Raw genomic sequence first — 11,945 nt, forward strand, 5'->3', positions numbered from 1 at the left:
GATGATCTGCTTTTCTGTGGGAGGCGAAACTAAATTCGTAGAGGGATAAGGGGTATCGCGAGGAGGCATGCAAGGTCGTTGTTTTTGAAACCGGGTCAGGCGGATCTTCATCACACCTGACCCGCACCGTCAGGCTTTGGCGGCCATCGCGGTGACTTCCACGCGCATGCCTTCGACCGCCAAGGCGGCCACACCGACGGCGGCACGAACCGGCCACGGTTTGGCGAAGAAGCGTTTATAAACCTCGTTGAACGCGGCGCGGTCGGCCATGTCGGTGAGGTAGATGGTCAGGTGCAGCACCCGGTCCATGGAACTGCCGGCACGCTCCAGCGCGACCTTCAGCGCCTGCAGCGTGCACTCGCTCTGCAGGGTGATATCGCCCAGTTCCAGGCTGCCGTCGGCGCGGGTGGGGATTTGGGTGGAGACCAGCATGCCGCCGAAACCGGCGACGTCGGAGGAGATGGAATCCGCGTCGGGATCAGGGGTGAACGTGATGTCTTGGTTTGCCATGGAGGATCTCTTTCTTGAAGGAATAACGAGGCGGTCGATGCCTTGAGCGCGGACAGTTTACAGGCCGAAGCCGGGATTGCATGTGCGCTTGAACCCCGGCAAAAAAAATCTCGAACTCCCTCTGCGCCCCTGCATCCAATGTGTAAGTCAACGGAGGTACACGCGATGAACAGCGATGACAGTGACATCGAACGGGATCGGAAAGACAAGGACGCCGAAGAGCTCGATTCAGAAACGCATCCCGAAGAGGATGAAGCCGAGGCGCTCCAACGAAAGATAGATGAGATAGAACGCAAAGTGGCGGATGGGAACTAGCGTGAAGGCCACCCCGCTTATCTTCAGCGGAGGTGGCCAACAGGCTGAACGAATGCTCTGCGCCTAGTTCGGGTCCAGCAACCCGCCACTCCAGTTGCGCGAAATCCGGCTCCCGGTGAATTTCGCCACCACCATGCCCTGCGACACGAGCCGGTCCCGATAGCGTGTGACCATCCGCCCCGCCTGCTCGGCCACCAGCACCACTTCGGAAGACGGATCACCGGGCCGTCGCAGAATCCGCGCAAAGCGCTGCCCTTCCTCGACGAAGTCACCGAGTTCCTTTTCAAAGATCAACACCCCGGGTTGCGGCGCGAGGATGGTTTCCATCTGGCCCATTTCCATCACTTCGACGGGCCAGTCACCGGGTGACAACGCCTCGTCGATGACCCCGCAACTGCACAGCCAGGCGTACAGTCCCGCGGCGTCCTGCTCGGCCAACCGATCGCTGACATCGCCCTGCCCACGCAGCTCCAGGGTCGCGGCCATGCGTTGCGCGGTGACGCCATCACGCAGCCACGGTGCGATGATGGTTTCTTCGAAGGAGCCGTCGCCGCCGTCATCCCAGATGATCGCCACGTCCATCTTCATCGCCGCCGCCAATTCGCGGGCACGGGGCCAGAAACTACGGTGCACGTAGAGGTAGGGCAAGGCTTCGTCATCGGTGTGCAGGTCGAGCATCACCTGCGCCGTGGACGCCAGTTGCACCAGGCTTTTCTGCCACTCCTGGACGTTGGTCGAAGGTTGCTCCATCGCGGCTGACTGGTCGAACGCGCGGTTGAAGTTATGCCCGGTCGCATCGTGAAAGCGACCGAGAATCCGCCCTTGGCGAAACTGCCCGATACCCAGGGGATTGGCCTGCGGCACCACCGTCACACTGCCCTTGAGCCGGCCCTCGGCCTCGACGACTAGAAGCCGTTGCATCAACAGATGCAACACCAGCATCCCGGCGATTTCATCGGCGTGCACTCCCGCCTGCAAATGCACCATCGGCCCGCTGCCGTCGCCCCCGAAACGCCACGCGCCGACCTGCACCGGATCGCCATTGTTGTTGCGAACACTGAACGAAATATCCTGCGCCATCTGCTTGTCCTCCCCCGTCATGAACGTTAAAAACCGGTGCATCACTGCGGCCGACACTGGAGATTGAACGCATGTTCAACTAAGCTCGCCAACCTGGCACTGCACCCAAGGATTCCCGTGTGACAACCCCCTCCCCAAAAAACCGTCGCGCGGAGCCCGATGAGCGTCGCGAGATGCTGGTGGCCGCCACGTTGCGTTGCCTGGTCCGCGACGGCCATGCGGGCATTTCCGTGCGCCGTATAGCCACCGAAGCCGGGGTGTCCGTCGGCCTGCTCAATCACCATTTCGGCAGCATCGATGCGTTGATTGCCGACACGTACCAGAAGATCGCCAGCGAACTGACCACCGCCCTGCGCCAGGAAATCCAGCAGGCCGCCACCCCGGCGCAAAAAATGGACGCGTTTCTCGTCGGTTCTTTTTCGCCAAGGGTCATGGACCCGCAATTGCTTGGCGTCTGGGTGGTGTTCTGGAGCCTGATTCGGCACTCCGAACACGTCAGCCAGTCCCACGAAAAAAGCTACCGCGCCTACCTCGATCTGCTGCGCCAGTTGCTCGATGACATGGCCGCCAGCGAAGGTTTCGTGATCCACGACACACGCCTGGCCGCCATCGGTTTATCGGCGATGCTCGACGGACTCTGGATCGAGTGGTGCCTCAACCCCGAAACCTTCAGCCCCGCCAACGGCCTCCACATCTGTCGCTGCTGGATAAAGGGGCTGCGTCACGGAGCATTCAGCACCGACGACATCCTGTGAGGGGTGGCGCCCGAAGATCATCGCCAGGGTGCCGCTGACCGCGATCAGGCCGGCACCGATCATCAGCGACACATCCATCAATGTGCCCCAGATCAGACTCGACAGCAGGAACGCCCAGATCAACCCGGTGTACTCGAACGGCGCGAGCAAGGTGGCAGTGGCCCGTTGAAAACTGGCAAACAGCAGGAACTGACCGATACCACCCACCAGACCGGCAACCAGCATGCCCAGCCACGCCGGCGTCGGTGCCAGGGTGAACGTCCAGGGCAGCGCGACGGTCATGCACAGCACGAACACCAAGTTGGTGATCAGCATCTGCTCCAGCACTGACGTCTGGTCATCCACCTGACGCAACTGGATGTAAGTGAACGCCCAGCACATCGCCGCCAGCAGCGTCAGCACGATGGGCCACGGATCGGCGATGTTGCTTGGACGACAAGCGATGATCACCCCGACAAACCCCAGGATCAGGGAAAACCACTGCCAGCCGCTGGCCCGTTCCTTGAGAATCACCGCCGCCAGCACCGTGACCATGATCGGCGCGGAAAAATACAGGGTGGTCATTTCCGCCAGCGACAGGTCCCGGGCGGCCGTGTAATACAGCAGCCATGCCACGATCGACAACAAACCGCGCACCACCAGCAAGCGCCGGCTCGGCGAACGCCAGGCCCGCTGGACCAGGCGCAGGCGCCCGGCCAACAGGCACGCGACGACCACCACCAGGCTGCGCCAGAACAGGATGGTGACCACCGAATAATCGGTCACCAGCCACTTGATGGCCGCGTCCTGCAACGTCAGAAACATGTACCCCAAGGTGCACAGGCCGATGCCCTGCAGCGAACGGTCGACGACCTGCGAGGTGCTCATTACACCGACCTGCGCACAGGCGTCCCGCGCCGTTCGGCAAAGGCAAACAGCGCCTCGATCAGGAACGTCAGACAGACGTAGACCCCGGCCACCAGCAACAACGGTTCATAAACCTGCAAGGTCTGCGCCCGCACCACGTTCGCGGCACCCAGCAGATCGACAATCGCAATCGTCGAGGCCAGCGCCGTGGATTTCAGCAACATCACGGTTTCCCCGGCCAGTGTCGGCAACAGCAACCGCAGCGCCCGAGGCAATCGCACCCGCAGCAGCGATTGGCGCGGTGTCATGCCAAACGCCGAGGCCGCTTCCATCTCGCCTTTTGGCACCGCCAGCAGCCCGCCGCGAATCACTTCGCCGACATACGCACCCACCGACAACACCAGGGCGAACACGATGTACCAGTAACCGTCGCGCAAATACGGCCAGAGAAAACTGCCGCGTATCAGCGGGAACTGCGCAAACACGCTGCCGAGCCCGTAGTAGAAGATGTAGATCTGGATCAGCAACGGCGTACCGCGCAACACGCTGGTGTAGAACTGGCTGGCCTTGGCGATCCCCTTGTTTTTCGAGATTCGCGCCAGCGCCACCAGCACCGCCAGCGCAAAACCGAGCACACTGGAAATTAACAGGATGGTGATGGTCGTTTGCAGTCCCCGGCCCAACAGCGCCGCGTATTCAACTATCCACGCTGGAATCATTTCATTCACTCAGCCAAAGGCATCCAGCGACGAATACGCCGCTCGAGCCGTCCAGACAGGTAGTTGGACACCAACGTCACCGCGTAATACAACGCCGCGGCCGTGAGGTAGAACAACAAGTAATGACGCGTCGAACCCGCCCCTTGCTTGGCGGTGTACAACAACTCGTTGGTGCCGACCACACTGATCAAGGCGCTGTCCTTGATCAGGTTGATCCACAGGTTAGCCATGCCGGCCATCGCATACGGCGCCATGATCGGCAGCGTGACGCGTCGGAACAGACCGAAACCGCTCAGCCCGAAGGCCTTCGCCGCTTCAATCTGGCCGAAGGGGATCGCCTGGATCGCCGCGCGGAAAATCTCCGAGGCGTAGGCGCCCTGCACCAGCCCCAGCACCACGATGGCGGCCAACGGACCGCTGACATTGACGACGCCGTAGCCCATCTGCGTCATCAGCGAATTGAGGAGCATTGAGCCGACGTAGTACAGCAGCAGGATCAACAGCAACTCCGGAATCGCCCGGAACAAGGTCGTGTAACCACGCATCAGCGCCGCAATCGGCTTTGGCGCGCCGAGCTTCAGGCAGGCCACCACCAGACCGATGAACAGCCCGACCACAAAAGCCCCGGCCGAGATTTGCAGGGTCATCCAAAGACCCTTCAACAGCGCACTGCCCCATCCTGTTTCGCTGAAGTTGATCAATTCGAACATGGCTGGCATTTCAGTCTCCAATCGGTGGCCTGGACGCACCACCGCCCTCTTGTAGGAGCGAGGCTTGCCCGCGAAGCTTTTGGCCGCTTCAAGGGCCCCTTCGCGGGCAAGCCTCGCTCCTACGGGGATGGGTGTTTCCTCAGGAAAATTTCATTCCATGGAGTTGTTTAGCGTGTGGCCGTCAGAACGCGGGTTTCACGCTGGTGCCGAAGTAATGCTGGGACAGGTCGTCGTAGTCTTTGCTGGCCAGCAAAGAGGTGATGGCTTTGTCGAGTCGGGCCTTGAGTTCGGCGTCATCCTTGCGCAGGCCGGCGCCCACGCCTTTGCCGAAAATCGGGTCATACGGCACGGCGCCCAGGTATTCCAGGTTGCTGTTGCGGGCATCCGGGGTCTGCACGAAGGCTGCCATCGCCGTACCGTCCGCCATCATCAGGTCGATGCGACCGGCAATCAGGTCGGCGTTGGCCGAGTCCTGGGTGTCGTAATACTTCACGTCAGCGATTTTTTCGTAGTACTGCTTGAGGTAACTGGCGCTCACCGTCGAGTTCTGCACACCGATGATCTTGCCCTTGAGGTCATCCGGATACGTTTTCACCGACGAGCCCTTCGGCCCGACAATCGCAATCACGGAGTCGTAATACGCCTTGCTGAAGGCGATCTGTTTTTCGCGCTCCTCAGTCACCGACATCGACGAGAAAATCACGTCGATCTTCTTCGCCAGCAACGATGGAATGATCCCATCCCACGCCACTTCCTTGATCTCGCACTCGGCTTTCATTTCGCTGCACAGCTTGTGGATCAGGTCGACTTCAAAGCCTTTCCATTCACCGTTGGCCTGCTTCTCGGTGTACGGCGGATAGGGTTCGGCTGCGACTGCGAACCGTATAGGTTGTGCTTGTGCCGCGCTCATCCCGGCCAGCAATACGCAGGCCACGCCCGTCATCCAGTTTGCCAAACGTCGATTTCCCATGATTTTTCCCCGTCTTTTTATGATGTTTTCAGCGAGTCTGATGAGCGTTGACGAATTGTCGGCAACGCTCGCTGCGTGGGTGTACAAACACGTCGTCCGGCGAACCGGTTTCCTCGATCAGCCCTTGGTGCAGGTAGGCGACTTGGGAAGAGACATCGCGGGCGAAAGCCATTTCATGGGTCACCAGGATCATGGTCCGGCCTTCTTCCGCGAGGGAGCGGATCACCCGCAGCACTTCGCCGACCAGTTCCGGGTCGAGTGCCGAGGTGGGTTCATCGAACAGCATGACCTTGGGCCGCATGGCCAGGGCCCGGGCGATGGCCACCCGCTGCTGCTGTCCCCCGGAGAGAAACGCCGGGTACTCGTTGCGCTTGGCCGCCAGCCCCACGCGTTCGAGCAAGGCTTCGGCCCGTTCAGTGGCCTCCGCACGGCTTTCACGCAGGACCTGGGTCGGCGCCTCGATGAGGTTTTCCAGCACCGTGCGATGGGGCCAGAGGTTGAAGTTCTGGAACACCATGCCCAGGCTCGAACGGATACGCACCAGTTGCCTGGCGTCTTTCACCAGCGGCGTGCCGGGACGATCGAAGTTCAGGTGAATGCTTTCGCCGTCCACCAGAATGCGCCCCTGGTCCGGCACTTCGAGCATATTGATGCAGCGCAGCAAGGTGCTTTTGCCCGAGCCGCTGGCACCGATCAGTGAGATCACATCACCTTCGCGAGCAGTAAGGGAAACGCCTTTGAGGACCTCGATATTGCCAAAGCGTTTGTGCAGGCCATCGACTTCGATCATGGTTTTGGGCTTGACCGGCTCAACCGCCGCTTCGCAGATCACACGGCTGATCACCGGCCGCGGCGCTTCGCCTTTCAACACCCGCACAAAGTCGCGAATGCGCTGGCAAGCCTGGGCCAGTCGTTCTTCACCCAGAGTGAACGAGAGCCGCACAAAGCCTTGGGCCGGCTCGCCGAACGCCGCCGCATCCAGCACCGAGACACGCGCCTCGCGCAACAGCCGCCAGGCGAACTCCAGAGAGGTCAGGCCGGTGTCACGCACGTCCACCAGCACGAACATGCCGGCATCGGGAGTAAGCACGGAAATTCCCGGGCAATCCGACAGGCTGGTCACCACCAGATCGCGACGACGGCGATAGATGTCGCGCATGTCGTGGGTCACCTCTTCATGGGCTTGAACTGCCTTGAGCGCAGCCTCCATGACAAAGCCCGGTAAACCGTAAAGCATGCTCAACACCAGGGTTTCGGCGTGAGCCACGAGGGCTTCATCGGCAACGATCCAACCGGTACGCCAGCCGGTCATCGCGTGGGATTTGGACAGGCTGCCGATCACCACGCAACGCTCGGCCATGCCCGGCAACGCGGCCAGGCTGAGGTGCTCGCGTTCGAAGGTCAGGCTTTCATAGACCTCGTCCACCACGACCCACAGGTCGTACTCGATGGCGAGATCAGCGATGGCTTGCAGCTCTTCGCGGTTGAGCACCACACCGGTCGGATTATTCGGATTGGAGAAGAACAGCGCCCGGGTGCGCGGGGTGATGGCCTTGGCCAGTACGGCGGCATCGAGCCGGAAACCTGAATCCGCCGAGCACGGCACGCGCACCAGCGTGGCGCCGGACGCCTTGAGCGTTGCCTCATAGGTCACGTACATCGGGTCCAGGGCAATCACTTCGTCGCCGGTATTGAGCAGGCACATCGAGGTGATGAACAGCGCGTTCTGTGCCCCCGCCGAAATGATGACGTTTGGCGCCGTCACCTCACGGTCAAACAGCACGCTGTACCGAGCGGCAATGGCTTCTCGCAAAGCCTGGCGACCGGCGATCTCGGTGTAATGGGTGTCACCCTCGCGCAGCGCATGAATCGCGGCATCGGTGATGAAGTCGGGGGTGGGGAAATCCGGGTCGCCGACACTGAGAATAATCACATCCTCACCACGGCGCTGGGCTTCAAATGCCGCATTGTGAATATCCCAGGCCGCTACACCGTCGCCTGAAATCCGCTCAACAAAGGGTGAAAACCGCATGCCAGTGCCTCGTTCGAAAAGAAGAAACGCAAGCCCGCGCAACCAGCCGGGGAGGTGGAACGAACATAGTCGAAGCTGAACACTCGTTCAACAGAAAAGTGAACAGGGTTCGCGTTCAGCGTAAACAGGTCGTTTTTACGACAGTCGTGCCGTTTCTAGGTCCGGAGATCTTGTCGTGAGCGCAGGGTCTGGTCGTTCGTTCGAAGTTGGCCACAGCAGCAATAAACAATCTGACATTTTTCAAAACATGAAGACTGGGTAGCCGATGGCCAAAAAGAAATCCGCGCCTTTTTATCCACTGCCTATTTTTCAACACCTGAATCCGGCATTATCTGTTTCAGAAATGAGTCTATTGTTTCAACGTTGGCACACTTGACTGTAACGCAAGTAAGACAGTAGAAAACCAGAAACTTCAGAACGTAATAGCCCCCTAAAAACAATTGTATATTCGAACTCAAATAGCCACTTAAACGGACAACACAAACACTCCTTTGTATATTAATTATTTATTTAAAATCAACAAATTACATAACAGTAGCCACCCTCAATCACTGACTCAACTGAAAACAAGCTTCTTCATTCCATTTGATCATAAAAAAAATTCGAACGATTTTAACTCCTCTAATATGCTCAACTCAGAAACCTCTGAGAAGCACATTTAAACAACGCTTCCCGCAACACCAGGAATGAATACTTATTTCCACCATTGGAGTGTTAACAGTCCACTACGCAGAAACATCCTTTTTCTACGTCGCCGGCAAGTTTGCTGTCAGCGCAAGGGAATGAACATGAAAATCAAAATTCTATGTATACATGGCATAGGCCACGAAGAGGCAGATGAGAGTTTTCAGGAGTCCTGGCACCGGGCGATTACCACGGCAGTGGCGCGCGTGGCGCCAAATACCGACGTCGAACTGAATTATCTTCAATACGACGAGCGCTTTTCCTCCAGTGGACTGGGGGCAGCCGACATCGCCGAGGCCACGCTGCGCCTTCTGACCAGCGCGGTCATCCATTCAGTGGGTGACGTGTTCAGGCGCAATCGCGGCATCGGGCAGTTTTCCGATCGCCTGCGCTGGACGGCCGGCATGGTCGCCCAATGGTCTGCGGACGAAGCGTTACGGACCACTCTGCGTAAGGACCTCGCCAGCGTTATCAGCGATTCGCAACCGGACATCGTCTGTGCGCACAGTCTGGGTACGCTGGTCGCCTACGACACGTTCCGTCGGGATCCCTCCCTGATGAACAACCGGGCGCTGATCACGTTCGGCTCACAGATTGCCAACCCGGCAGTGCGCGAGACATTTGGTGGGCGCATCGAAGGCATCGACGATGCGCGCAAGTGGTACCACCTCTACAACGAACACGATCAGGTTTTTACCGCGCCGCTGTATCTGCGCGATACCAACTTCACCCAGGTCATGACACCGTTCGATAAGCCCGACGACGTCCTCAATCATGACGCGACTTACTACCTCGGCCATGCCGAGACCGTGACCAATGTCTGGGGCCCCCTGTTGCAGGCCGGCAAAGCGAAAGGCTTCGACAAACGGCTCGCCGCCGTCGACAAGTCACTGGGCATTGCTGTCCCCAAGGCGCGCACGGTGCGGCGCTCGCGGGACAAGGCGTTGCTGATCGGCATCAACAATTACCCCAATCCGTCCGATCGACTCGAAGGTTGCGTCAATGACGTTTTCCTGATGAGTTCTTTGCTGCAAGAGTCGAAGTTTTCGCCGGACGATATCCGCGTCGTACTCGATGACCGCGCTACCGCTGCTGGCATTCGCGATCGCCTGCATTGGCTGCTCGACGACGCCCAGGCCGGTGACCGCCGGGTGCTCTTTTATTCTGGGCACGGTGCGCAGATTCCCAACGCCAATGCCACGGGTGAAGCCGACCGCATCGACGAATGCCTGTGCCCGTGGGACTTCGACTGGACGCCGGCACACGCCATCGTCGACAACGACTTTCGCGACCTCTACATCCAGCTTCCGTATGACACGCAGTTCATAACGATCTTCGATTGCTGCCATTCGGGCGGCATGACGCGCGACGGCGCTCGGCGTGCTCGCGGACTTACGCCGCCGGATGACATCCGCCATCGCGCGTTGCGCTGGGAGCCCGGGCTGCAAATGTGGGTGGAACGTGACTGGGTGAAACGGGCCCGCAAAAGTGCGCAGAAGGCCGAATCGGCCAATACCGTGAGCAATCGCGACGGCATCCGGAGGGTCGGCCAGGCCATCGCGGTGCGCGGTTACGACGATAAGCTCTACGACAAACGACGCGCCGCTTATAAACACGAAGGGCCCTTTCTGCCGATCCTCATGTACGCCTGCGGCGAATCCCAGCTGTCTTACGAATACCGCCACGGCGTTATTTCATACGGTGCGTTCACCTACGCGCTTGCCCAAACGCTGCGCTCATCCAAGCAGAGACCGACGTTCAATGCCCTGGTTCGAGCCACTGGCAAGCTCCTGGCCGAGCTGGGTTATGACCAGAAGCCGGCGATCGTCGGGCCGAAGGATTTGCTCGGCAAAGTCGTTCCCTGAGTCGCCATCGTCTGGAGATTGATATGAGCAGTGAAACGGTAAGAAGTATTCAACAGGCATTGATTGCCGACGGCTTTTTTCCCGGCGAAGTCGACGGGATCTGGGGGAGAAGAACCATCGCCGCAGTGAAAGCCTTTCAGGACAGCGTTGGACTGGAGGCCGATGGCATCGTCGGTCCCAAGACCTCCGCCGCCTTGTTTTCTGATGTTGACCATGTCCCTGCGGGCCCGCTTCTACCGTGGCTGGCGGAAGCGGAAAACTTGATCGGTACCAGGGAAGTCCTTGGCGACAAGAACAATCCCACCATTCTGGATTGGGCCGACGATCTCGACCTTCACTACCCCGGCGACGAGGTGCCTTGGTGCGGTCTGTTTGTTGCGCATTGCGTGGGTTCTACGATGCCCGAAGAAGTGCTTCCTTCGAATCCCCTGGGTGCGCGGCAATGGGAAAAATTTGGCGAATCCACCGTGCCACGACTCGGCGCGGTGATGGTCTTCTGGCGTGAATCAAAAAACAGTGGCAAGGGTCATGTCGGGTTCTATACCGGCGAGGATAGCAACGCGTACCGGATTCTGGGCGGCAATCAAACGGACAAGGTGTGCCTGACTTGGGTAGGCAAAGATCGATTTCTCAAAGCGCGCTGGCCGCGCAAGGCAAGCTCTTTGGGTGGAGGCGACGCCATCATCGTCATGAACAGAACCGAGGATTTGTCCAGGAACGAAGCTTGAGGGTTCGCGAAATCAAATCACATACCGCATAAAACGGGCGCTTTGAAGAAGGCGCCCTTTTTTTGCCCTGCCGGGCAAATGCACAACGCTTCTCTGAGCGACGTTTAAAAGCGAGTTGCTAGCCATCTGCCATCAGTCGATAATCCTGCCCCCGGTAACACTCACGTAAGGAAACGCCGTGAAAAAACTTCTATTGTTGGTCCCTCTGTTCGTCCTGCTGCTGCAAGGTTGTGGCGTGACCATGACCCGTTATGAGCCGAGCTTTGAAAACGTCCAACAGCTCAAGCAAACCCCACCCCTGCAATCGATCAGCAATGCTCAGGTCAAGGCGGATGCCGGTCAGGGCTCACTGACAGTCCGGGCCAACCCGATCAGCTCGCCGAGCGGCAGTATCACGCAACATATACAGGACGCGATTACCGAAGAACTGGGTCGGGCGGGCCTGCTGAACCCGCAAGCTCAGCGACATCTGGATGTGCTGGTCGTCAAGAATGAACTGACCGCAGGCATGGGCACTGGCACGGGCCAGCTTGCTGCGCGCTTTACATTGCTCAAGGGCAACGAGGTGGTTTACGACGCGACCAAGGATGTCAGCCGCCAGTGGGACAGCAGCTTTTTCGGCGCCATTGCGATCCCCAATGCGGCCAATGCCTACAACCCGATGGTTCGTGATTTGCTGAAGACGTTGTACAGCGACCCGCAGTTCATTCAAGCCCTCAAGTAAGGGCAAA

11 protein-coding genes and 1 pseudogene are annotated in these 11,945 nt (G+C 59.1%); 5 read left to right on the forward strand and 7 right to left on the reverse strand.

Annotated features, from left to right (window positions below; all coding sequences use genetic code 11):
- Window positions 1-129: 129 nt before the first annotated feature.
- Window positions 130-510 (reverse strand): RidA family protein, encoded by a 381-nt coding sequence (locus BLU63_RS31220; RefSeq protein WP_010459079.1) that lies wholly within the window; start codon window positions 508-510, stop codon window positions 130-132.
- Between the two features lie 165 nt (window positions 511-675).
- Here BLU63_RS31220 and BLU63_RS33130 point away from each other — a divergent pair, with 165 nt between their 5' ends.
- Window positions 676-825 carry a hypothetical protein gene (locus BLU63_RS33130; RefSeq protein ID WP_162179681.1) on the forward strand — a complete coding sequence of 50 codons (150 nt, stop codon included), beginning with the start codon at window positions 676-678 and terminating at the stop codon, window positions 823-825.
- Between the two features lie 63 nt (window positions 826-888).
- Here BLU63_RS33130 and BLU63_RS31225 read toward each other — a convergent pair whose 3' ends face one another.
- A complete protein-coding gene (locus BLU63_RS31225; RefSeq protein WP_010459077.1) occupies window positions 889-1,905 on the reverse strand; it encodes a M14 family metallopeptidase in 1,017 nt (338 codons plus the stop codon).
- Between the two features lie 173 nt (window positions 1,906-2,078).
- Here BLU63_RS31225 and BLU63_RS31230 point away from each other — a divergent pair.
- Window positions 2,079-2,564: pseudogene (locus tag BLU63_RS31230) on the forward strand (TetR family transcriptional regulator C-terminal domain-containing protein); the annotation flags it as partial.
- On the opposite strand, the gene BLU63_RS33505 reads toward BLU63_RS31230, so the two are convergent.
- From BLU63_RS33505 to BLU63_RS33590, 5 genes are all read right to left on the reverse strand, one after another.
- The gene (locus tag BLU63_RS33505) at window positions 2,520-3,527 is read right to left on the reverse strand and encodes a DMT family transporter (RefSeq protein WP_083377123.1); all 1,008 of its coding nucleotides are present in this window, start codon (window positions 3,525-3,527) and stop codon (window positions 2,520-2,522) included. The pseudogene BLU63_RS31230 and the gene BLU63_RS33505 sit on opposite strands and share 45 nt — an antisense overlap.
- Complete coding sequence (locus BLU63_RS31240; RefSeq protein ID WP_010459072.1) at window positions 3,527-4,225, reverse strand: ABC transporter permease; 699 nt, start codon at window positions 4,223-4,225, stop codon at window positions 3,527-3,529. Before BLU63_RS31240 ends, BLU63_RS33505 begins: the two co-directional genes overlap by 1 nt.
- Window positions 4,226-4,230: 5 nt before the next feature.
- Window positions 4,231-4,944, reverse strand: coding sequence for an ABC transporter permease (locus BLU63_RS31245; RefSeq protein WP_077748790.1), 714 nt, complete (start codon window positions 4,942-4,944; stop codon window positions 4,231-4,233).
- 172 nt (window positions 4,945-5,116) lie between these two features.
- Complete coding sequence (locus BLU63_RS31250) at window positions 5,117-5,905, reverse strand: transporter substrate-binding domain-containing protein (RefSeq protein WP_010459068.1); 789 nt, start codon at window positions 5,903-5,905, stop codon at window positions 5,117-5,119.
- 28 nt (window positions 5,906-5,933) lie between these two features.
- Window positions 5,934-7,937, reverse strand: coding sequence for an aminotransferase class I/II-fold pyridoxal phosphate-dependent enzyme (locus BLU63_RS33590; RefSeq protein ID WP_083377124.1), 2,004 nt, complete (start codon window positions 7,935-7,937; stop codon window positions 5,934-5,936).
- Window positions 7,938-8,725: 788 nt separating this feature from the next.
- Here BLU63_RS33590 and BLU63_RS31260 point away from each other — a divergent pair.
- From BLU63_RS31260 to BLU63_RS31270, 3 genes are all read left to right on the forward strand, one after another.
- The gene (locus tag BLU63_RS31260; RefSeq protein WP_010459064.1) at window positions 8,726-10,486 is read left to right on the forward strand and encodes a caspase family protein; all 1,761 of its coding nucleotides are present in this window, start codon (window positions 8,726-8,728) and stop codon (window positions 10,484-10,486) included.
- Between the two features lie 23 nt (window positions 10,487-10,509).
- Window positions 10,510-11,214, forward strand: a complete 705-nt coding sequence (locus tag BLU63_RS31265) for an NlpC/P60 family protein (protein WP_010459062.1) — start codon at window positions 10,510-10,512, stop codon at window positions 11,212-11,214.
- Window positions 11,215-11,392: 178 nt separating this feature from the next.
- Entirely contained in the window at window positions 11,393-11,938 is a 546-nt protein-coding gene (locus BLU63_RS31270) for a hypothetical protein (protein ID WP_010459060.1), read from the forward strand.
- Window positions 11,939-11,945 lie beyond the last annotated feature (7 nt).

Source organism: Pseudomonas mandelii, assembly GCF_900106065.1.
Lineage (GTDB): Bacteria > Pseudomonadota > Gammaproteobacteria > Pseudomonadales > Pseudomonadaceae > Aquipseudomonas > Aquipseudomonas mandelii.

What these genes read in the sequence shown, in the direction of transcription:
- BLU63_RS31260 (WP_010459064.1), top strand. Translation starts at nt 8,726, where the DNA reads ATGAAAATCAAAATTCTATGTATACATGGCATAGGCCACGAAGAGGCA.
- BLU63_RS31240 (WP_010459072.1), bottom strand. Translation starts at nt 4,225, where the DNA reads ATGATTCCAGCGTGGATAGTTGAATACGCGGCGCTGTTGGGCCGGGGA.
- BLU63_RS33130 (WP_162179681.1), top strand. Translation starts at nt 676, where the DNA reads ATGAACAGCGATGACAGTGACATCGAACGGGATCGGAAAGACAAGGAC.
- BLU63_RS33590 (WP_083377124.1), bottom strand. Translation starts at nt 7,937, where the DNA reads ATGCGGTTTTCACCCTTTGTTGAGCGGATTTCAGGCGACGGTGTAGCG.
- BLU63_RS31250 (WP_010459068.1), bottom strand. Translation starts at nt 5,905, where the DNA reads ATGGGAAATCGACGTTTGGCAAACTGGATGACGGGCGTGGCCTGCGTA.
- BLU63_RS31220 (WP_010459079.1), bottom strand. Translation starts at nt 510, where the DNA reads ATGGCAAACCAAGACATCACGTTCACCCCTGATCCCGACGCGGATTCC.
- BLU63_RS33505 (WP_083377123.1), bottom strand. Translation starts at nt 3,527, where the DNA reads ATGAGCACCTCGCAGGTCGTCGACCGTTCGCTGCAGGGCATCGGCCTG.
- BLU63_RS31265 (WP_010459062.1), top strand. Translation starts at nt 10,510, where the DNA reads ATGAGCAGTGAAACGGTAAGAAGTATTCAACAGGCATTGATTGCCGAC.
- BLU63_RS31225 (WP_010459077.1), bottom strand. Translation starts at nt 1,905, where the DNA reads ATGGCGCAGGATATTTCGTTCAGTGTTCGCAACAACAATGGCGATCCG.
- BLU63_RS31245 (WP_077748790.1), bottom strand. Translation starts at nt 4,944, where the DNA reads ATGCCAGCCATGTTCGAATTGATCAACTTCAGCGAAACAGGATGGGGC.